The organism is Pseudoduganella sp. SL102 (assembly GCF_027856995.1).
GTDB lineage: Bacteria > Pseudomonadota > Gammaproteobacteria > Burkholderiales > Burkholderiaceae_D > Rugamonas > Rugamonas albidiflava.
The window spans coordinates 6,909,800-6,930,127 of the sequence record NZ_CP115554.1 but is presented as its reverse complement, the minus strand read 5'-3'; the positions used below and the strand labels follow the sequence as shown (position 1 = coordinate 6,930,127).

The 20,328-nt window shown below is 65.7% G+C and carries 21 protein-coding genes; 19 read left to right on the top strand and 2 right to left on the bottom strand.

The annotated features are described in order from the left end of the window. Positions 1–111: 111 nt before the first annotated feature. The 4 genes from OU994_RS29345 to OU994_RS29330 all read left to right on the top strand — a co-directional run bounded on the left by OU994_RS29345 (position 112) and on the right by OU994_RS29330 (position 4,065). Positions 112–1,086, top strand: coding sequence for a GlxA family transcriptional regulator (locus OU994_RS29345; protein ID WP_281608765.1), 975 nt, complete (start codon positions 112–114; stop codon positions 1,084–1,086). 122 nt (positions 1,087–1,208) lie between these two features. Next, positions 1,209–2,807: an alkaline phosphatase gene (locus OU994_RS29340; RefSeq protein ID WP_281608764.1), complete on the top strand. Its 1,599-nt coding sequence runs from the start codon at positions 1,209–1,211 to the stop codon at positions 2,805–2,807. Between the two features lie 134 nt (positions 2,808–2,941). After that, positions 2,942–3,613 carry an aquaporin gene (locus tag OU994_RS29335; protein ID WP_281608763.1) on the top strand — a complete coding sequence of 224 codons (672 nt, stop codon included), beginning with the start codon at positions 2,942–2,944 and terminating at the stop codon, positions 3,611–3,613. Between the two features lie 101 nt (positions 3,614–3,714). Beyond that, positions 3,715–4,065, top strand: a complete 351-nt coding sequence (locus tag OU994_RS29330) for a nuclear transport factor 2 family protein (RefSeq protein ID WP_281608762.1) — start codon at positions 3,715–3,717, stop codon at positions 4,063–4,065. 17 nt (positions 4,066–4,082) lie between these two features. Here the strand turns inward: OU994_RS29330 and OU994_RS29325 are convergent, their stop codons facing one another. Next, a complete protein-coding gene (locus tag OU994_RS29325) occupies positions 4,083–4,763 on the bottom strand; it encodes a hypothetical protein (protein WP_281608761.1) in 681 nt (226 codons plus the stop codon). Positions 4,764–4,963: 200 nt separating this feature from the next. On the opposite strand from OU994_RS29325, the gene OU994_RS29320 reads away from it, so the two are divergent. The 3 genes from OU994_RS29320 (at position 4,964) to OU994_RS29310 (ending at position 7,230) form a co-directional block, all read left to right on the top strand. After that, complete coding sequence (locus tag OU994_RS29320) at positions 4,964–5,452, top strand: DUF1579 domain-containing protein (RefSeq protein WP_281608760.1); 489 nt, start codon at positions 4,964–4,966, stop codon at positions 5,450–5,452. A gap of 146 nt (positions 5,453–5,598) precedes the next feature. Next, positions 5,599–5,925: a hypothetical protein gene (locus OU994_RS29315; protein WP_281608759.1), complete on the top strand. Its 327-nt coding sequence runs from the start codon at positions 5,599–5,601 to the stop codon at positions 5,923–5,925. A 225-nt stretch (positions 5,926–6,150) separates the two neighbouring features. Beyond that, positions 6,151–7,230, top strand: a complete 1,080-nt coding sequence (locus OU994_RS29310) for a suppressor of fused domain protein (RefSeq protein ID WP_281608758.1) — start codon at positions 6,151–6,153, stop codon at positions 7,228–7,230. Positions 7,231–7,281: 51 nt separating this feature from the next. On the opposite strand, the gene paaX is transcribed toward OU994_RS29310, so the two are convergent. After that, the gene (gene paaX / locus OU994_RS29305) at positions 7,282–8,220 is read right to left on the bottom strand and encodes a phenylacetic acid degradation operon negative regulatory protein PaaX (RefSeq protein ID WP_281608757.1); all 939 of its coding nucleotides are present in this window, start codon (positions 8,218–8,220) and stop codon (positions 7,282–7,284) included. 119 nt (positions 8,221–8,339) lie between these two features. Between paaX and paaA the strand changes: the two genes are divergently transcribed. From paaA to paaZ, 12 genes are all read left to right on the top strand, one after another. After that, on the top strand, positions 8,340–9,329 hold the full coding sequence (paaA, locus tag OU994_RS29300) for a 1,2-phenylacetyl-CoA epoxidase subunit PaaA (protein ID WP_281608756.1): 990 nt from the start codon (positions 8,340–8,342) through the stop codon (positions 9,327–9,329). A gap of 62 nt (positions 9,330–9,391) precedes the next feature. Next, the gene (gene paaB / locus OU994_RS29295; protein WP_131143865.1) at positions 9,392–9,676 is read left to right on the top strand and encodes a 1,2-phenylacetyl-CoA epoxidase subunit PaaB; all 285 of its coding nucleotides are present in this window, start codon (positions 9,392–9,394) and stop codon (positions 9,674–9,676) included. Positions 9,677–9,684: 8 nt separating this feature from the next. Then, positions 9,685–10,449: a 1,2-phenylacetyl-CoA epoxidase subunit PaaC gene (gene paaC, locus OU994_RS29290; RefSeq protein WP_281608755.1), complete on the top strand. Its 765-nt coding sequence runs from the start codon at positions 9,685–9,687 to the stop codon at positions 10,447–10,449. A 16-nt stretch (positions 10,450–10,465) separates the two neighbouring features. Then, the gene (gene paaD, locus OU994_RS29285) at positions 10,466–10,996 is read left to right on the top strand and encodes a 1,2-phenylacetyl-CoA epoxidase subunit PaaD (RefSeq protein WP_281611752.1); all 531 of its coding nucleotides are present in this window, start codon (positions 10,466–10,468) and stop codon (positions 10,994–10,996) included. A 14-nt stretch (positions 10,997–11,010) separates the two neighbouring features. Next, complete coding sequence (gene paaE / locus OU994_RS29280; protein ID WP_281608754.1) at positions 11,011–12,093, top strand: 1,2-phenylacetyl-CoA epoxidase subunit PaaE; 1,083 nt, start codon at positions 11,011–11,013, stop codon at positions 12,091–12,093. A gap of 172 nt (positions 12,094–12,265) precedes the next feature. Beyond that, positions 12,266–13,057 carry a 2-(1,2-epoxy-1,2-dihydrophenyl)acetyl-CoA isomerase PaaG gene (paaG, locus tag OU994_RS29275; RefSeq protein WP_281608753.1) on the top strand — a complete coding sequence of 264 codons (792 nt, stop codon included), beginning with the start codon at positions 12,266–12,268 and terminating at the stop codon, positions 13,055–13,057. Further along, on the top strand, positions 13,057–14,613 hold the full coding sequence (gene paaH / locus OU994_RS29270) for a 3-hydroxyacyl-CoA dehydrogenase PaaH (protein ID WP_281611751.1): 1,557 nt from the start codon (positions 13,057–13,059) through the stop codon (positions 14,611–14,613). The genes paaG and paaH overlap by 1 nt, the downstream gene beginning before the upstream one ends. Next, positions 14,603–15,055, top strand: a complete 453-nt coding sequence (paaI, locus tag OU994_RS29265) for a hydroxyphenylacetyl-CoA thioesterase PaaI (RefSeq protein ID WP_131143870.1) — start codon at positions 14,603–14,605, stop codon at positions 15,053–15,055. Before paaH ends, paaI begins: the two co-directional genes overlap by 11 nt. A 39-nt stretch (positions 15,056–15,094) precedes the next feature. Beyond that, positions 15,095–16,417, top strand: coding sequence for a phenylacetate--CoA ligase PaaK (gene paaK / locus OU994_RS29260; RefSeq protein ID WP_281608752.1), 1,323 nt, complete (start codon positions 15,095–15,097; stop codon positions 16,415–16,417). 2 nt (positions 16,418–16,419) lie between these two features. Beyond that, positions 16,420–17,640: a 3-oxoadipyl-CoA thiolase gene (gene pcaF, locus OU994_RS29255; RefSeq protein WP_281608751.1), complete on the top strand. Its 1,221-nt coding sequence runs from the start codon at positions 16,420–16,422 to the stop codon at positions 17,638–17,640. A gap of 6 nt (positions 17,641–17,646) precedes the next feature. Further along, positions 17,647–18,267 carry a phenylacetic acid degradation protein PaaY gene (locus OU994_RS29250; protein WP_281608750.1) on the top strand — a complete coding sequence of 207 codons (621 nt, stop codon included), beginning with the start codon at positions 17,647–17,649 and terminating at the stop codon, positions 18,265–18,267. 12 nt (positions 18,268–18,279) lie between these two features. Continuing rightward, on the top strand, positions 18,280–20,316 hold the full coding sequence (gene paaZ, locus OU994_RS29245) for a phenylacetic acid degradation bifunctional protein PaaZ (protein WP_281608749.1): 2,037 nt from the start codon (positions 18,280–18,282) through the stop codon (positions 20,314–20,316). Positions 20,317–20,328 lie beyond the last annotated feature (12 nt).

Here is a 20,328-nt window from a genome sequence, read left to right as displayed (position 1 = left end):
CTCCGTAGTTGGTGTGGGATAGCAGCATTGTGACGGCGGGGCGTTGGCGCTAATATTGACCCGCACGCCAATTACCGATGGTTTCGGGCCACAACACGAGGTACTTCTTCCATGACAACGAAAACGCCGGTGGTCGCGCTCGTCGCTTATCCGGACTTCAGTCCTTTCCACTTCTCCGTGCCTTACCTCGTCTTCACGGCGGCGATGCCGGAAGGCCCGCTGTTCGATTTGCGGATCGTCTCGCCGGGTGCCCGGCCGCTGTCCGCGGAGCGTGCCATGACGATACAGCCGGATGGCGGCCTGGAACTGGCCGATACGGCGGACATCGTGGTGGTGCCAGGGTGGCACGACCTGGACGCGCGTCCGGACCCGGAACTGGTGGCGGCGCTGGCGCGCGCCCACGCCCGCGGCGCGTACGTCGTCGGGCTTTGCTACGGCGCGTATGTGCTGGCCTACGCCGGGCTCCTCGACGGCAGGCGCGCCTCCACGCACTGGATGGCCGAGAAGGATTTCAGCCTGCGCTTCCCGCGCGTAAAGCTCGACATGAACGCGCTGTATGTCGACGAGGACCGCCTGATCACCTCGGCCGGTACCGGAGCCGGACTCGACTGTTGTCTCTACCTGGTACGGGCCTGCCACGGCGCCAAGATCGCCAACAAGGTGGCCCGCACCATGGTCATTCCGCCGCATCGGGAAGGCGGGCAGGCGCAGTTCATCGAGCAACCGGTGGCTGCCTCCACCGAGGATTCGCGGGTCAACCGCCTGCTCGACTACTTGCGGGAAAACCTGGGCAAGCAGCACAGCATCGATGACCTGGCGGCCATGGCCGCGACCAGCCGCCGCACGTTTACCCGGCGCTTCCACAAGGCGACCGGCATGACGCTGGGCGACTGGCTGGTCAACGAGCGCCTGCAGCAAAGCCGCGAGCTGCTCGAGACCACCGCCATGCCGATCGAGCGGATTTCCGAATTCACCGGCTTCCAGACACCCCTGGCATTGCGGCAGCACTTCAAGAAGCGCTTCCAGGTGAGCCCGCGGGACTGGCGCCGCACCTTCGGGCAGAAAGCGGCCACCGAAGCGGGGTAAGGCTGGGCGCATGCCGGCGGCCACTGATCACCTCGTGCCTCGTCCGCCGCGCGAGGCGCGTTTTCATCGTCATGTCATATCGGCAACCTACACTTGCCCGCTCACAGATTACCGGAGCAAGCATGACTTCATCCATTTCGCGTCGCCGTTTCCTGTCTCGCAGTAGCCTCCTGGCGGGCAGTTCGGCGTTAGGGAGTTCCCTGCTGCTGCAAGGCTGCGGGGGCAGCAGCGCGGCCATCGGCGCCAGCGAAAAAGAGCGGCCGAAGATGCCGTCGGGGATACAGTTCGGCGACATCACGGATAACCGGGCCATCATCTGGAGCCGCAGCGACCGCAATGCACAGATGATCGTCGAATACGATACCAGCGACCGTTTCGCCAACGCCAGCCGCATCGCCGGCCCGTACGCCAGCGAAGCCACCGATTTCACCACCCGTGTCGACCTGGGCGGCTTGCCCCAGGGGCAGACCATCTTCGTGCGCGTGCGCTATGTGGATCCCGACAATTCGAAGATCGAAAGCGAAACCCTGTCGGGGCAGTTCAGGACCACGCCCGCCGATGGCACGAAGGCCGTGCGGTTCCACTGGAGCGGCGACCAGTGCGGCCAGGGCTGGGGCATCAACACCAGCTTCGGCGGCATGAAGATCTACGAGGCGATGCGCGTGCGCGATCCGGACTTCTTCATCCACAACGGCGACACGGTGTATGCCGACGGCCCGATCCAGGCCGAGGTCAAGGCGGAAAACGGCCAGGTCTGGCGCAACGTGGTCACGGAAGAAGTCAGCAAGGTGGCGGAAACGCTGAAGGAATTCCGCGGCCGCCATGCATACAACCTGATGGACGAGAACTTCCGCAAGTTCGCCGCCCAGGTGCCGCAGGTGTGGCAATGGGACGATCACGAAGTGACCAACAACTACAGCGCCGCCAAGAACCTGTCGGGCGACGCGCGCTACACCGAGAAAAGCATCGCCACGCTTACGGAGCGCGGCCGCCGCGCCTTCCTCGAATATGCGCCGATGCGCTATTACAAGCAGAGCGAGCCGCAGCGCATCTACCGCAGCATGTCGCATGGCCCGCTGCTGGACGTCTTCGTGGTGGACATGCGCAGCTACCGCGGCCCGAACAGCACCAACCTGCAAGCCGTGGAAGACGCCAGCTCGGCATTCCTCGGCACCGAACAGGTGGAATGGCTGGTCGCCGGGCTGAAAGCGTCGACAGCGACGTGGAAGGTGATTTCCGCCGACATGCCCATCGGCCTGAATGTCGGCGACGGCAAGGATGGCCAGGGCAATGCCTTGTGGGAGGCGCTGGCCAACGGCAACGACGGCGTCCCGCTGGGCCGCGAACTGGAAATGGCCCGGCTGCTCAGCGCGATCAGGGACGTCCCCAACGTGGTCTGGATCACCACCGACGTCCACTACTGCGCGGCCCACTATTACGATCCGGCCAAGGCCCAGTTCACGAATTTTTCGCCCTTCTGGGAATTCGTCGCCGGCCCGATGAACGCCGGCAGCTTCGGCCCCGGCGTGCTCGACAGGACCTTCGGCCCGAGCGTGGTGTTCTCGAAGGCGCCGCCGATCCAGGCGTCGTCGCCGTTTGCCGGCTACCAGTTCTTCGGGGAGGTCAATATCGATCCGCGGACCAGGGCGATGACGGTCGAACTGTTCAACCTCGACGGGGTATCGCAGTTCGTCCAGACCATCGCGGCGGCGGGCGCCTAGCAGGCGGGGGCGGGGCGGCAGGCAACCATTACCGCACTGCCGCTACATACTGAATATAGCCTTGCCCGGATAGCCGCGCCCCTCGCGTTGCCCTAGAGTACGCGTTTTCAATCCGTATTCCGGGAAGGTGTGCGATGGCTCTTGCAAAGCGTCTGGCGGCCGAGTTCATCGGTACAGCCCTGCTGCTGGCGATCGGCAGCGGTGCCGGCATTGCCGCGCAGCGTCTCGCCGGCGGCGACGCGGCGATGGCGCTGCTGGTCAGCGCGCTGGTCGGCGCCACCGGGCTGGCCGTGCTGATCCTCACCTTCGGCACCATTTCCGGCGGCCTGTTCAATCCGGTGCTGACGCTGTGCGAAGCATGGCGCGGCACGCTGCGTGCCGACCACGTGGCGCCCTACATCGCGGTCCAGGCGGCAGGGGCGCTGGCCGGCGTGGCGGCCGTGCACGGCATGTACGGGCTGGACCTGACGATGGCCACGCAGCAGGCGCACACCGGCGGCGGCCAGTGGCTGGGCGAATGCATCGCCACCTTCGGCTTGCTGTGCGTGTTCATCGGCTGCGGCCGGGCCCGCCCGGTGGTGGCGCCATTCGCCGTGTCGGCCTATGTGATGGCGGCCTGCTGGTTCAGTTCATCCTCGGCCTTCATGAACCCGGCGATGACGCTGGCCAGGGCCTTCGGCGAAGCGGGCGTGCTGCGCCTGGCCGACGCACCGGCCTTCGTGCTGGCGCAACTGGCCGGTGGCGGCGCCGCGACGGCCCTCTTCATCTGGCTGCATGGAACGGCGCGCGGCGCGGTACGCACCTGAGCAAACTGCGACACAGCTACCCCGTTTTCGCAACGCTCCCGCATCCCTTGGCGCTCGCCAGGCGTGATAGATTCGCACAAACGACCACGAGGAGGGTGCCAATGTCCGATGCGAACAAGCGTGTGCTGCAACAGGCGAATGCGGCGGTGAAGGCCGGCGACAACGAAGGCTTCCTGTCCCACTGCGTGGACGATGTCGTCTGGTCCACGGTGGGCGCCGAAACGCTGCACGGCAAGGCGGCGGTGCGCGCCTGGATGGCGAAGGAATATGTGCAGCCGCCGGCGTTCACCGTGCGCGAACTGGTGGCCGATGGCGACCTGGTGGTGGCGATCGGCGATATCGACAGCCGGGACGAGGCGGGCAAAACGGTGCGGAACGCCTACTGCGACGTGTGGCGCCTGCGCGATGGCAAGCTGGCCGAGCTCAGGGCGTTCGTGATACCGGTGGGCTGAGTCCCTCTGCCGGCCGGCTACCGCCCGACCGGAAACAGCAGGATCTCGTAGAAGATGTCCTTCTTGCCTTCGCCGACATCCCGCACGTCGAGGTAGAGGATGCCGTCGCCATGCTCGGGCCTCTTGCCGAGTGCCAGCGTGACGGCGAGAGAATGGGTGTCCGTCCGGGCTTTATGCTCCCATTGCGTTCCGCTCCAGCGCCCGGTAGGGCCATTGGCATTGCGGTTATCGACCTGGCTCGGCTCGGCCAGCCGGGCATAGCGCGTCTTCACACCCTGGCCGCCAGGCTCGATGACGATGCCATCCAGGCCCGGCATGGGCGGCGCGGTCTGCACGCGAAGGCCACCATCGGCTTGCCTGGTGACGGACAGCTTCACCGTACCCGTCTGCATCAGCTTCATCGATGTCGATGATTCGACCATTTTCCGGTATTCATCCCGGCTGATGCCCATGTTCGCGTGGTACGGGATCGCGCCCTTGGCATTCTGGTGTTCCTTGACATAGGCGACGAACCATTCCGGCTGCCTTGCCACCGCGGCGCTGAAGCGGTCGGTGATCCCGGCAATCTGCCTCGTGACGCCCAGCTGCATCACGCGGGCGTTCACCGGCTTGGCGGTGGGGAGGATATCCACGCCGGTCGCGGCGGCGCAGGTGGAGAAAAGGGTTGCTGCGAGCAGTGCAGTAAACGCGAAACGCATCGAATTCTTCTTTGGAAAGAGCAGGAACGGGCCGGGCAAGCGCACCGGGCGAAGGTTCCGCCATTCTACTTTTCGTTCCCGGTGAAAATATGACAACGGTATGTCTTGTTGTTAATTTGCCACCAATGATACTGCGCCATAGTTGCGGTCCCGCGGTCTGCCATGCGACCCTTCTCAACCGTCACGATTCTGGGAACACCATGGCACTTGAACTACTGGCTGGCGCACCGGCCGATTTCGATTTCGTCATCGGCGACTGGCATGTCAGGCATCGGCGCCTCAAGGAGCGCCTGGCCCACTGCGAGGAATGGCTCGAGTTCGACGGGGCCATGTCCACCCGCAAGATCCTGGGCGGGTTCGGCAACGTCGAGGACAACATCCTGCGCTTCCCCGACCAGGAAGTGCGCGCCATCGCGCTGCGCTCCTACGACGCGGCCACGAAACAATGGTCGATCTGGTGGCTCGACGGGCGTTTCCCCGGCCGGCTCGACGTGCCTGTCGTCGGCGGGTTCAAGGATGGCGTCGGTACATTTCTCGCCAACGATTTTCACGGAAACATTCCGGTCACTGTCCGATTCATCTGGCGCCGCATCGGGCCGGACGAACTGCGCTGGGACCAGGCATTTTCCACGGATGATGGCAAGACCTGGGAGACCAACTGGATCATGGACTTCCACCGGAAAGAGTGATGTCACACCGTCTTCCGAACACCCTTGTTTCGTGCGCTTGAGGGGGCGGATTCAATCGGCGAAAGCTGCCGTACATTGGACGGCCGAGCATGGTCAGGAGCGAACGGCCACTCCTTCAACCCAAATCCTGTCCCTTTGAGAAAAAAATGAAGAATTTACTGTTGCTGCCTTTGATACTTTTACTGGAGAGCTCATATGCCGCACCTGTTCATCCATGCGCAGCTGCCGCAACAAAGCAAGCAGAACGTCTTCTGGAGTTTCATGTTGGACCAGACGATCGTATCGGGGTAGATGAAAAAATAAAAGTCCTTGCGCCTATCAGGAACCCCGCCAACAAAAATCAAATTTTTGATGTTCTGGAAGTATGGGGCCATGTTTATAAGGGGCGGTACCGTATGCATCTGATCTTCGCCAGGATAAAACCTGACTGCTTGTTGATGGGGCAAGAAATCCTTGAGTTTGCGAAATTGTAGAAGTCCTCTTATCGTGCGCAAAGCGATGTCGCTTTTTGCAAGAACGTATGGCTCCGCCCAGCGTTCGGCCGGAAGCGTTTCTTCCTTGTTCTGCAACCGGGTCCGCAAATTGAGCAAGCCTATACCAGCAAAAATCGATCCCTTCCGCCCGCATGCCGATGCGCAAACCCCGGCGGCCCGAATCCGGGCAGGCGTTGGCTTCCATCACGATCACCCAAAGCGCTCATGAACGACTATCCGACCGACTCCGAGGACGACGTCAACACGGCCGGCTGGGACGCCATCGAAGCCGCCCTCGCGCCACTGTATGGCGACCAGAAGCCCCAGCATATGGGCACGCTCATCGGCTACCGGCTGGGCGGGCCAGACCCGCTGGACGGCATTAGTGCTTATTACCGCGCGCACCCAGTGCCGCATTGGCATTACGTGACATACGGCTTCTCGGAACTGTATGACAAGGAGGAAGAAGACGAAGAGGTGAGCGGCTACGGTTTCGAGCTGACGTTCCGCTTGCGAGCCGCGGAAGGTGCCACCGAAGCGCCGAGGTGGGTGTTTTCGCTGCTGCAGAATCTGGCGCGCTATGTCTTCAATACCGGAAACGTCTTCAGGCCGGGCGAATGGATGACGGCCAATGGTCCGATCGCCCTCGACACCGCCACCCGGATCTGCTCCATGGCAATGGCGAACGATCCCGAGCTGCCTGCCATCGAGACCCCGAATGGACGCCTTGAATTCATCCAGGTGGTTGGCCTCACCCAGGAAGAAGAGTATGCGGCCAAGCAGTGGTCGCCGCAGTATCTGCTCGATACCTTCCTGCCCCATATGCCGCTATGGATCACGGACCTGGAACGCGGCTCGCTGCTGGACGTTCCGTCCCTGGCCGCCGAAGTCGAGGCCGGGTTAAAGCGCGACGGTTCCGGGTGCGGCGCCTTGTACACGGACGTGCTGGACGTCGTGCAGCAAAAGCGCCTCTTGCGCGCGACACTGACCGAAATAACGTTCGGTGCGCGCCAGGTAGACGAACTGCGCGCGCTGCTGCCGCTGCGGATTCCATTCGAACGGCCCTTCGTGCTTGCAGGCCGCGACTGGCACCTGCAGTTCGAGCCGGGCGAAGCATGCAGCGTCACCGTGGACAACGACAGCGTGACGATCACCATGACACCCGCGTGCTCACAGGAGTTTGCCAGCATCCTGCGTCCCCAGGAAGGGCGTTACCAGCTGGACCACTTGCCGACCGTGTCGTGGATCGTCCAGAAGACTTCGCTCCGCGACCCCGACGGCAATGTCGTCAGTACCGCCGGTTGACCGGCGCCACGTGGGGACCTTTGGCGAGCGGCCGCTCTCCTGGCCGCGCGCCTAGTCCGGCCCGCGCAAGCCGCCGAACCGCTCGAAAAACACCGGCCCCGCGTCGGCCACATCCGGCTGCTCGCGCCGCAACGCCTCCAGCACATGTTCGCCGGCGGGAACATGGGTCAGGAGATACAGCTCGCGCGCCAGTTCATACGCGGCGGCGCCCGGCCACGGCTCGGGCAACAGTTCCACCGGCAGCTGCGGATCGTGCAGCTGCACGCGCCGGTACGCATGGATCAGCAGCGTACGCACGACGAAGGCCCGCTCGGGCGTGACGTCGCCGGACAGCATCGCGCGCAGCGGCGCGAACTGGTCGATGAAGCGCTGGTAGCCGGCCGCCACCTGCCGCAGGTCCCAGCCCTCGGCAATCAGGTCCGCCAGCGGTTTGCCCTGCACGCCGGGCAGCTGCGCGGCCTGCACCACATACACCTTGCCGCGCATGTCGAGCCGGCCCAGCAGGTCGTCCAGCGCTTCGGCGTCACCAGCCGGGTGGCCCGCGATGCCCGGCGCCACCACGCTGTAGCCCTCCCACAGCAATTCCTTGCGCAGCGCCGCGCGCTCGGCTGTGGTGAGCCCATTGGTGCCCAGCACGAAGGTCCAGCTGCCATGCCAGTGCACGTTCGGTGCCGCGTACACGCGCCTAAAGGCGCGCGCGAAGCGCTGCGCCGCCTCTGGCGTGATCGTGTAGTGGCTGCGCCGCCCGTCGCGCTGTGAGACCAGCCAGCCTTCCTGCGCCAGCCGGAATACGGAAGTGCGCAGCAGCCGGTCGTTCACGCCGAACGGCGCCAGCAAGTCGATCAGGCTGCCCAGCCACGCCAGGCCGCCGTGCGGCACAATCGCGTCGCCGAACACCGTCATCACCAGCGATTTCGAGCGGGGCGGCTCCTCGGCCAGGAAGCGGTCGATCCACTTGTCCAGGTCCGCATTGGTCGAATCATTGTTCATGCCGCCATTGTACGCAGCCGAACAAGATACGGAAAATCAATATGACACACAAAAACATCTTGCAAATAAAATTGTGTATCGTATTATGACTGTGAGCGATGCAACAGGAGGAGACAACCATGTATGCACAGATGGTGGAGACCGGGCTGAAGAACGTACAGACAGCCGAGTCCATGAGTGAACAGGAGCGTGCCTTCCAGGCGCGCATCGACGACGGCATCAAGATCGAGCCGAAGGACTGGATGCCGGAGGCCTACCGCAAGACGCTGATCCGGCAAATTTCCCAGCACGCCCACTCGGAAATCGTCGGCCAGTTGCCGGAAGGGAACTGGGTCACCCGCGCGCCCACGCTGAAGCGCAAGTCGATCCTGCTGGCCAAGATCCAGGATGAAGCGGGCCATGGCCTGTACCTGTACAGCGCGGCCGAAACGCTGGGCGTCTCGCGCGACGAACTGCTGCAGGCCCTGCACTCGGGCAAGGCCAAGTATTCAAGCATCTTCAACTACCCCACGCTGTCGTGGGCCGACATGGGCGCCATCGGCTGGCTCGTCGACGGTTCCGCGATCATCAACCAGATCCCGCTGTGCCGCTGCTCGTACGGGCCGTATTCGCGGGCCATGATCCGCGTCTGCAAGGAAGAGTCGTTCCATGCCCGCCAGGGCTACGACATCATGCTGGCCCTGTGCCGCGGCACGCCCGAGCAGAAGGCGATGGCGCAGGATGCGCTGAACCGCTGGTGGTGGCCGTCGCTGATGATGTTCGGCCCGTCGGATGCGAACTCCGTCAACAGCGCGCAATCTTCCCAATGGCGCATCAAGCTGTTCTCCAACGACGAACTGCGCCAGCGCATGGTCGACCAGACCGTGCCGCAAGCCGAATTCCTCGGGCTGACGATTCCCGATCCCGACCTGAAATGGAACGAGGAGCGCGGCCACTACGATTTCGGCGAGATCGACTGGCAGGAATTCCACGAGGTATTGAAAGGCAATGGCCCGTGCAATCGCGAGCGCCTGCGCACCCGCGTGAAAGCCTGGGACGACGGCCAGTGGTTCCGCGATGCGCTGGTGGCGCACGCGGAAAAGCACGCTCAGGACAAGGCGGCAGCCTAGGGCAGCGGCCTGGGGAAGCTGCTCAGGCAGCGGCCTGGCAATCACACAACACGGAGACAAGCATGAGCAAGGAATGGCCCCTGTGGGAAGTATTCATCCGCAGCCAGCACGGCCTGGCCCACAAGCACGTGGGCAGCCTGCACGCGCCGGATGCGGAAATGGCCGTCAACAATGCCCGCGACGTGTACACGCGGCGCAACGAAGGCGTGTCGATCTGGGTGGTGCGCGCGGCGGACATCGTCGCCAGCAGCCCGTTCGACAAGGGCGCGCTGTTCGAGCCCGCCAACAGCAAGGTATACCGCCACCCCACCTTCTTCCCGATGCCGGAAGAAGTGAAGAACCTGTAAGGCACGCCATGGACGCGAAAGTACCTCATCTGGTCCAATACCTTCTGCGCCTGGGCGACAACGCCCTGGTGCTGAGCCAGCGCCTGTCCGAACTGTGCGGCAAGGGCCCGGCACTGGAAGAAGACATGGCGCTCACCAACGTGGCGCTCGACCTGCTGGGCCAGGCCCGCCTGTGGTTCACTTATGCAGGCGAACTCGAAGGCCGCGGCCGCGACGAGGATGCGCTGGCCTACCTGCGCGATGCACACGAGTTCCACAACGTGCTGCTGGTCGAACAGCCGAACGGCAATTACGCGCACACCCTGGTGCGCCAGTTCTATTTCGATACGTGGCACTACTTCCTGGTCGGCGCGCTGGTGCAGTCGTCGGACCCGCGCATCGCTGAAATCGCCGAGAAATCGCTGAAGGAAATCACCTACCACCTGCGGCGCAGCGGCGACCTGGTGGTGCGTCTCGGCGACGGCACGGCGCTCAGCCATGAATATACGCAGACCGCCGCGGACGAGCTGTGGATGTACACCGGCGAGATGTTCAACTACGACGCCGTGGACGAACAGATGGTGGCCGCCGGCATCGCGCCGCCCGCCGCCGGGCTGCGCGAGCAATGGCTGGCCCACGTGGGTGCCATCTTCGCCGAGGCCACGCTGGCGATGCCGTCGCCGGATGCGTGGATGCAGAAGGGCGGCAAGACGGGGCGGCACAGCGAGCACCTGGGCTACCTGCTGGCCGAGATGCAATTCCTCCAGCGCGCCTATCCCGGCGCACAATGGTAGAAACGCGGTGAACACCATGATTGCCACCTCGTTCGATGAAGCCACCGTATGGACGTGGCTTGCCGATGTCGCCGACCCCGAGATCCCCGTGATCTCGATCGTCGATCTCGGCATCGTGCGCGCCGTCGAAGTCAATGATGACGCTGTCGCTGTCACCCTTACGCCGACGTATTCCGGTTGCCCGGCCACTCACGTGATCGAGGCAGCGGTGCGCGAAGCGCTGCACGCGCGCGGCGTCGACGATGTCCGCATCGTTACGCGCCTGTCGCCGGCGTGGACTACGGACTGGCTCAGCGAGGAAGGCAAGCGCAAGCTGCATGGCTATGGCATCGCCCCGCCGGCGCAGCAGGTGATCGACATTTCCAACCTGCGTGGCGGCCTGGCCGCCGCGGTATCACGGCGGGCGGTCACCGCGCCGGCAATCGCATGCCCCCATTGCGGTTCCACGCATACCGAACTCACGAGCCAGTTCGGTTCTACGCCCTGCAAGGCGCTGTACCGGTGCCGCGCGTGCCATGAACCGTTCGACTACTTCAAGTGCCATTGACCGGGGTAAAACAGATGAGCAAATTCCACCCGCTGACCGTCGCCCGCGTGCACCAGGAAACGCGCGACTGCATCGCCGTCACGTTTGCCGTGCCGCCCGAACTGGCCGGCGACTTCCGCTACCAGCAGGGCCAGCACCTGACCCTGCGCGCCAGGATCGGCGACGAAGACGTGCGCCGCTCCTACTCGATCTGCTCGGCCGTGCAGGACGGCGCGCTGCGCGTGGCCATCAAGCGCACGCCCGGCGGCATGTTTTCCTGCTGGGCCAACGAATCGATCAAGCCTGGCGCCGTCATCGACGTCATGCCGCCGATGGGCCACTTCAACGTGCCGCTGCAGGCCGACAGCGAGCGGCATTACCTGGCGTTCGCCGCCGGCAGCGGCATCACGCCGGTCCTGTCGATCCTCAAGACCACCCTGATGACGGAGCCGCGCAGCCGTTTCACGCTGGTCTACGGCAACCGTTCGTCGTCGTCGGTGATCTTCAGGAACGAGCTGATGGAACTGAAGGACCTGTACCTGGAACGCCTGAACATCGTCTACGTGATGAGCCGCGAGCAGCAGGATATCGAACTGTTCAACGGCCGCATCACGAAGGAAAAGACCCAGCAGTTCCTGCGGCAGTGGATCGACATCGCCGACTACGACGCGGCCTTCCTGTGCGGCCCGGAAGACATGCTCCACGGCGTTTCCGAAGCGCTGCAGGAAGCGGGCATGCCGAAATCGGCCATCAAGATCGAACTGTTCGCCGCATCGATCCCGAAGCACCGGCACGTGCCGCGCGCCCAGCTGGACGCCCAGGCGGCCCAGCACCTGACCGAAGTCACCGTGATCCAGGACGGCAATGCCGCCACGTTCACGATGGAGAAGGACAAGGAATCGATCCTCGACGCCGGCCTGCGCGCCGGGCTGGAAATGCGCTATTCATGCAAGGGCGGCGTCTGTTCCACCTGCCGCTGCAAGGTCGTCGACGGCAAGGTGGACATGGATGTCAACTATGCGCTGGAAGACTACGAGATCGCGCGCGGCTTCGTGCTGAGCTGCCAGAGCTTCCCGGCCACGGACCGGGTGGTGATCGATTTCGACCAGGCCGAGTAAGCGAGCCCGCAACCCGAACCACAACCCAAGACCAAGAGCCGGGGTCAGGAGCGAGTGCTGGCATGCATGCCAGCACCGTTACGCAGGCGCAGAGCGTGCTCCGCGAAACCCCTGCTCCACCCCGACGGATCCGACCCCAGCATCTGCCCCTGGGTTAAAAAGGAGACAAGCAATGACTTACCAGAACATCCTGTTCGGCATCGAGGCCGGCGTCGCCACGCTGACCCTGAATCGCCCCGACAAACTGAACAGCTTTACCCAGGCGATGCACCTCGAGGTGCGCGATGCCTTCGAGCGGATCCGCGCCGACAAGAGCGTGCGCGTGCTGGTGCTGACCGGCGCCGGCCGCGGTTTCTGCGCCGGCCAGGACCTGTCGGACCGCGCCGTGTCGCCCGGCGGCGAACCCGTCGACCTGGGCGAATCGGTGGAAAAATACTATGCGCCGCTGGTCATGGCGATCAAGGAGTTGCCGATGCCGGTGATCTGCGCCGTCAACGGCGTGGCGGCCGGAGCCGGCGCCAACCTGGCGCTGGCCTGCGACATCGTGCTGGCGGCGAAATCGGCATCGTTCATCCAGTCGTTCTGCAAGCTGGGGCTGATCCCCGACACGGGCGGCACCTGGCACCTGCCGCGGCTGGTCGGACCGGCGCGCGCGATGGGCCTGGCCATGCTGGGTGACAAGCTCAGTGCCGACCGTGCCGAGGAGTGGGGCCTGATCTGGAAGGCGCTGCCGGACGATGCGCTGATGGCCGAGGCGATCGCCATGGCCCAGCATTTCGCCTGCGCCCCCACCAAGGGCCTGGCGTTCACGAAACGGGCCATGCAGCTCAGCGCCTGCAACGGCCTGCACGCCCAGCTGAAGCTGGAAACCGACATGATGCGCGAGCTGGGCAACAGCCACGACTACCGCGAAGGCGTCGATGCCTTCGTGGCCAAGCGCACGCCGCACTTCACGGGGGAATGATGGCCGCGCTCACCACCGATTCCATCGTTGCCGTCGTCGGCAGCGGCGCCATGGGCGCCGGCATCGCCCAGGTGGCCGCCGCCGCCGGGCACACCGTGAAGCTGTACGACGCCCGCCCCGAGGCCGTGAACCGGGCCATCGACGACATCGCCGGCACGTTCGGCAAGCTGGCCGCGAAAGGCAGGATGAGCGCCGCCGAAGCGGAAGCCGCGCGCGGCCGGCTGCAGGCGGCGAGCTCGCTGCGGGACCTGGCCGATGCCGCGCTCGTGATCGAGGCGATCGTCGAGCAGCTCGACGCCAAGCGCGCACTGTTCGCCGAGCTGGAAGGCATCGTTGCCGACGAGGCGATCCTGGCCACCAATACGTCGTCGATCTCGGTGACCGCGCTGGGCGCGCCGCTGCGCCGGCCGGAGCGCCTGGTGGGCATGCATTTCTTCAATCCGGTGCCGCTGATGGCGCTGGTCGAAGTCGTCAGCGGCCTCGCCACCGACCGCGCGGTGGCGCAGGCGGTGCACGATACCGCCGCCGCATGGGGCAAGAGCCCGGTGCATGCGCGCTCCACGCCCGGCTTCATCGTCAACCGCGTGGCGCGGCCCTACTATGCCGAAGCGTGGCGCCTGCTGAACGAAGGCGCCGCCGACACGGCCACGCTGGACGCGGTGATGCGCGAGGCGGGCGGCTTCCGCATGGGGCCTTTCGAACTGATGGACCTGATCGGCCACGACGTCAACTATGCCGTCACGAAGTCCGTCTTCGACGCGTACTATGGCGACCCGCGCTTCACGCCTTCCGTGCTGCAGCGCGAAATGGTCGATGCCGGTTTCCTTGGCCGCAAGTCGGGCCGCGGCTTCTACCGCTATGGCGACAACGCCGTGCCGCCGCAGCCGAAAAGCGAGCCGCTTTGCCCGCGGCCGGAATACGTGGGCTACAGCCTGGAAGCGGGCGCCGGCGGCGAGCAGACGGCGCCGATGCTGGCGCGCTTCGAGGCGCATGGCCTGCACGTCACCCGCCGCACGTCCATGGAAGGGCACCAGCATGGCGAGGCGCCGGCCTTCCACTGCAACGGCGCGGCGATCTACCTGACGGATGGCCGCAGCGCCACCGCCCGGGCCCGCGCCAACCGGCATGACGACACGGTGGTCTTCGATCTCGTGCTGGATGCCGCCAATGCCCCCCGCATCGCCGTGGCGCGCGCCGACCAGTGCGGCGAGGCAGCCTACCAATCCGCCGTGGCGCTGTTCCAGGCCGCCGGCTTCGCCGTGACCCGACTGGACGACGTGCCCGGGCTGGCCGTGATGCGCACGGTGGCGATGCTGGCCAACGAAGCGGCCGATACCGTCCACCAGGGCGTGTGCAGCGCGCGCGCCGTGGACATGGCGATGCAGAAGGGCGTCAACTACCCGCGCGGGCCATTGGCCTGGGCGGATGAGGTGGGTGTCGGCCACATCGTCACGGTGCTCGACAACCTGGCCGCCACGTATGGGGAAGACCGCTACCGCGTGTCGCCGCTGCTGCGCCGCCGCCAGGCCGGCAGGAAGGCGATCCATGCCGAATGATTCATCCTCCCTGCCAGCCGGGCTGGAGGCGCAAGCGCTTGCCGAAGCGGCCGGCGCGGCGATGTTCGACCGCGATCCCGCCAGCCAGGGCCTGGGCATGACGCTCGACGAGATCCGCCCCGGCTATGCACGCATGTCGATGCGCGTGCGCGCCGACATGCTGAACGGGCACCGCACCTGCCACGGCGGCTTCATCTTCGCCCTGGCGGACAGCGCGTTCGCCTTTGCCTGCAACAGCCATAACCACAACACCGTGGGGGCCGGCTGCACCATCGATTACCTGGCGCCGGGGCGCCACGATGACCTGCTCACCGCGGAAGCGGTCGAGCGGGCACTGGCCGGCAAGACCGGCATCTACGACGTCGACGTCGTCAACCAGGATGGCCGGCTGGTCGCCACGTTCCGGGGCAAGTCGCACCGGGTGGGCGGCACGGTCGTCTGAGTCCAAGCCACGAGTTTCGGCATCAAACTGGAGGAGACAATGGTTCAATCTATTCCCGCGCCGGCGGACCTGGAGCCGATCGAGCGCGCCAGCCGCGACGAGCTGCAGGCATTGCAGCTGCAACGCCTGAAGAAAACCCTGCGGCACGCGTACGACAACGTGCCGCACTACCGCGCCGCCTTCGATGCGCATGGCGTGCATCCGGAAGAACTCCGTTCGCTGGCCGACCTGGCGAAGTTCCCGTTCACGGACAAGAAGACGCTGCGCGACAATTATCCGTTCGGCCTGTTCGCCGTGCCGCGCGAGAAAGTGGTGCGCATCCATGCGTCGAGCGGCACCACCGGCAAGGCGACCGTGGTCGGCTACACGCAGAACGATATCGACACGTGGGCCGATGTGGTAGCCCGCTCGATCCGCGCCGCCGGCGGGCGCGCCGGGGACATGGTGCACATCTCGTACGGCTACGGCCTGTTCACCGGCGGCCTGGGCGCGCACTACGGCGCCGAGCGGCTCGGCTGCACGGTGATTCCCATGTCCGGCGGGCAGACCGAAAAGCAGGTGCAGCTGATCCGCGACTTCGGGCCGTCGATCATCATGGTCACGCCGTCGTACATGTTGAACATCATCGAGGAATTCCAGAAGCAGGGCATCGATCCGGCCGCTTCGTCGCTGAAGGTGGGCATCTTCGGCGCCGAACCGTGGACCGATGCGATGCGCCGCGAGATCGAGGCGCGCGCCGGCATCGATGCGGTGGACATCTACGGGCTGTCGGAAGTGATGGGGCCCGGGGTGGCCAGCGAATGCATCGAAAGCAAGGATGGCCCGACCATCTGGGAAGACCATTTCTATCCGGAGATCATCGACCCGGAAACGGGCGAGGTGCTGCCGGACGGCGCCGAGGGCGAGCTGGTCTTCACGTCGCTGACCAAGGAAGCGATGCCGGTGATCCGCTACAGGACGAGAGACCTCACGCGGTTACTGCCGCCGACCTCCCGCGCGATGCGCCGGATGGGCAAGATCACCGGCCGCTCGGACGACATGCTGATCATCCGCGGCGTCAACGTCTTTCCTACCCAGATCGAGGAACTGATCCTGAAAATGCCGAAGCTGGCGCCGCAGTACCAGCTGGTCGTCACGCGCGACGGACACCTGGACAGGCTCGATGTGGTGGCCGAGCTGCGCCCGGGAACGCCCGGCGGCGAGGCCGAAGCACTCAGCCAGCAGTTGGCAAATGAGCTGGAACACTGCATCAAGACCCATGTCGGCGTGTCGACCCGCGTCAGCGTGGTGGCGCCCGACGGCATCGAGCGCACGCTGACGGGCAAGGCGCGCCGCGTGATCGACAAACGACCGAGGAACTGACCATGACGGATTTCGACCAACACCCGGCTTACATCATCGATGCGGTCCGCACGCCGTTCGGCCGCTTCGGCGGCGCGCTCGCCAATGTGCGGGCCGACGACCTGGCCGCCATCCCCATCCGCGCGCTGATCGAACGCAATCCCGGCGTGGACTGGCAGAGCGTCGACGACGTGCTGTTCGGCTGCGCCAACCAGGCCGGCGAGGACAACCGCAACGTGGGCCGCATGGCCGCGCTGCTGGCCGGCCTGCCGCCCGACGTGCCGGGCAACACCATCAACCGGCTGTGCGGTTCCAGCCTGGATGCCGTGGGCAGCGCGGCGCGGGCGATCCGCGCGGGCGAGGCGCACCTGGTCATCGCCGGCGGCGTGGAAAGCATGACGCGCGCGCCGTTCGTGATGGGCAAGGCCGACAGCGCGTTCTCGCGCACCGCGAAGATCGAGGATACGACGATCGGCTGGCGCTTCGTCAATCCGAAGATGAAGGAACTGCACGGCATCGACAGCATGCCGGAGACGGCGGAAAACGTGGCACAGGAATTCGGCGTGAACCGCGCCGACCAGGATGCGTTCGCGCTGCGCAGCCAGCAGCGCTGGGCCGCCGGCCATGCCGCCGGCGTGTTCAATGCCGAGATCGTGCCGGTCACGCTGCACTCGAAGAAGGGCGAATCGACGGTGTTCGATACGGACGAGCATCCGCGGCCCGACACCACGCTGGACAAGCTGGCCAAGCTGAAGGGCGTGGTGCGGCCCGACGGCACCGTCACGGCCGGCAATGCCTCCGGCGTCAACGACGGTGCCGGCGCGCTGCTGCTGGCGTCGCGCGAGGCGGTCGAACAATATGGCCTGACGCCGCGCGCGAAGGTGCTGGGCATGGCCGTGGCCGGGCTGGCGCCGCGCATCATGGGCTTCGGGCCGGCACCGGCATCGAAGAAGCTGCTGGCGCGGCTGGGCCTCACGATCGGGCAGATGGACGTCATCGAACTGAATGAAGCGTTCGCGGCGCAAGGCCTGGCCGTGACACGCGACCTCGGCCTGGCCGACGACGCGCCGCACGTGAACCCGAACGGCGGCGCGATCGCCATCGGCCATCCGCTGGGTGCTTCCGGCGCGCGGCTGGTCACCGCGGCCGTCAACCAGCTCGAGCGCACCGGCGGCCGCTACGCGCTGTGCACCATGTGCATCGGGGTGGGGCAGGGCATCGCGCTGGTCATCGAACGGGTGTGAGCGGCCATGGTGAACAGCGTCGTGAAAGTCTATGAAATCAATGGCGTGCGGCCGGTGGTGCATCCGACGGCCTATGTGCACCCGAGCGCGGTGCTGGTCGGCGACGTGATCGTCGGCCCGCGCTGCTACGTCGGGCCGCTGGCATCGCTGCGCGGCGACTTCGGGCGGATCGTCCTGGAAGAAGGGTCGAACGTGCAGGATGGCTGCGTGATGCATGGCTTCGCCAACTGCGACACGGTGGTCGAAGCGGACGGCCACATCGGCCACGGCGCCGTGCTGCACGGCTGCCGGATCGGGCGCAATGCGCTGGTGGGCATGAACGCCGTCGTGATGGATAACGCGGTGGTCGGCAGCGAGAGCATCGTGGCGGCGATGAGCTTCGTGAAGGCCAACATGGCGATCCCGCCGCGCAGCATGGCGATGGGGATGCCGGCGCGGATCGTCCGCGAGGTCACGGATGAGGAAATCGCGTGGAAGAACATCGGTACCGCGCAATACCACGAGCTGGCGGTGCGTTCGCGCGACACCATGCGCGAGGTCGAGGCATTCACCGAGCCCGAGCCGGACCGCCGGCGCATCGCATGGGATAGTTCGGTGCCGCTGCACGTACACAAGAAAACAAGCTGACAGGAGACGGACATGGGTACTTTGCAAAGCTTCATCGGCGGCCGCTGGCACGGCAGGGAAGCGCACCAGCCGCTGCACAGCGCGCTGAACAACAGCCTGATCTACCACACGCATGCCGAATCGATCGATTTCGGCGAAGTGCTGGACTATGGCCGCAAGACCGGCATCCCGGCGCTGATGGCGCTGGACTTCCAGCAGCGCGCGGCGCGCCTGAAGGCGCTGGCGCTGTACCTGATGGAACGCAAGGAGCAGCTGTACGAGATTTCGCGCTTCACCGGCGCCACGCGGCCGGACAGCTGGGTCGACGTGGAGGGCGGCATCGGCACGCTGTTCGCGTATGCCAGCATCGGCAGCCGCGAACTGCCGTCGTCGAACGTGCTGCACGAAGGCCCGGCGATGGCGCTGGGCAAGCGCGGCGGCTTCTCGGGCACGCACATCCTGGTGCCGCGCGGCGGCGTCGCGGTGCACATCAACGCCTTCAATTTCCCCATCTGGGGCCTGCTGGAGAAATTCGCGCCCAGCTTCCTGGCCGCCATGCCCTGCATCGGCAAGCCGGCCACCGCGACCAGCTACCTCACGGAAGCGCTGGTGCGGATGATGCATGAATCCGGCCTGCTGCCGGACGGCGCGCTGCAACTGGTGATCGGCAGTACCGGCGACCTGCTGGACCGGTTGACCGGCTTCGATGCCGTCACCTTCACCGGGTCGGCCGATACGGCGCAGAAGCTGCGCTCGAACCGCAACCTGATCGCCAATTCCGTACCGTTCACGGCGGAAGCCGATTCGCTCAATTGCGCGATCCTGGCGCCCGACGTGACGCCGGATGACCCGGAGTTCGACCTGTTCGTCAAGGAAGTGGCGCGCGAGATGACCGGCAAGGCGGGGCAGAAGTGCACGGCGATCCGGCGCATCATCGTGCCGCGCACGCAGGCCGAGTCCGTGGCCGAACGGCTGCGCGACCGGCTGTCGAAAATCACCGTCGGCGACCCGTCGGTCGATGGCGTGCGCATGGGCGCGCTGGCATCGAAGGACCAGCAGCGCGACGTGGCGGCACAGGTCGAGCGGCTGCTGGCCGGGAACGAGCTGCTGCACGGCGGCGAGCTGAAGCTCGTCGGCGATGGCGTGCACGATGGGGCATTCTTCGCGCCCACGCTGGTGATGTGCCGCAATGCGATGGACAACGACGCCGTGCACGACGTGGAGGCGTTCGGCCCGGTCAGCACCCTGATGACGTACGAGGGGATCGACGAAGCTCTGGCCCTGGCCGCGAAAGGCAAGGGCAGCCTGGTGTCCACGCTGGTGACGAAGGATCCGAAGATCGCCGCCCATGCGGTGCCGGTGGCGGCTTCGCACCATGGCCGCGTGCTGGTGCTGGAGCGCGAGGCGTCGGTCGATTCGACCGGCCACGGTTCGCCGCTGCCGCAACTGAATCACGGCGCCCCGGGGCGTGCCGGCGGCGGCGAGGAGCTGGGCGGCATCCGCGCCGTCAAGCATTTCCTGCAGCGCACGGCCGTGCAGGGGTCGCCGACGATGCTGTCGGCCATCACCGGGGAATACGTGCGCGGTGGCGCGGTGCGCGAATCCGAGGTGCATCCATTCCGCCGGCATTTCGAGGACCTGCAGGTGGGCGACTCGCTGCTGACGCACCGCCGCACCGTCAGCGAAGCCGACATCGTCAATTTCGGCGGCGTCTCGGGCGACTACTTCTACATGCACTTCGACGACATCGCCGCGAAGGAGACCCAGTTCGGCAAGCGCATCGCCCACGGCTACTTCGTGCTGTCGGCGGCGGCCGGGCTGTTCGTCTCGCCGGCGCCCGGCCCGGTGCTGGCCAACTATGGCCTCGACAACCTGCGCTTCATCACACCGGTTGCCATCGGCGACACCATTCGCGCACGGCTCACCTGCAAGCGCAAGGTGGACCGGAACCGCACCGACGACAAGGGCGTGGGGCAGGGCGTGGTGGCGTGGGATGTGCAGGTGACCAACCAGCACGACGAGCTGGTGGCCAGTTACGACATCCTGACGCTGGTGTCGAAGAAGGCGTGACCGTGACGTGAG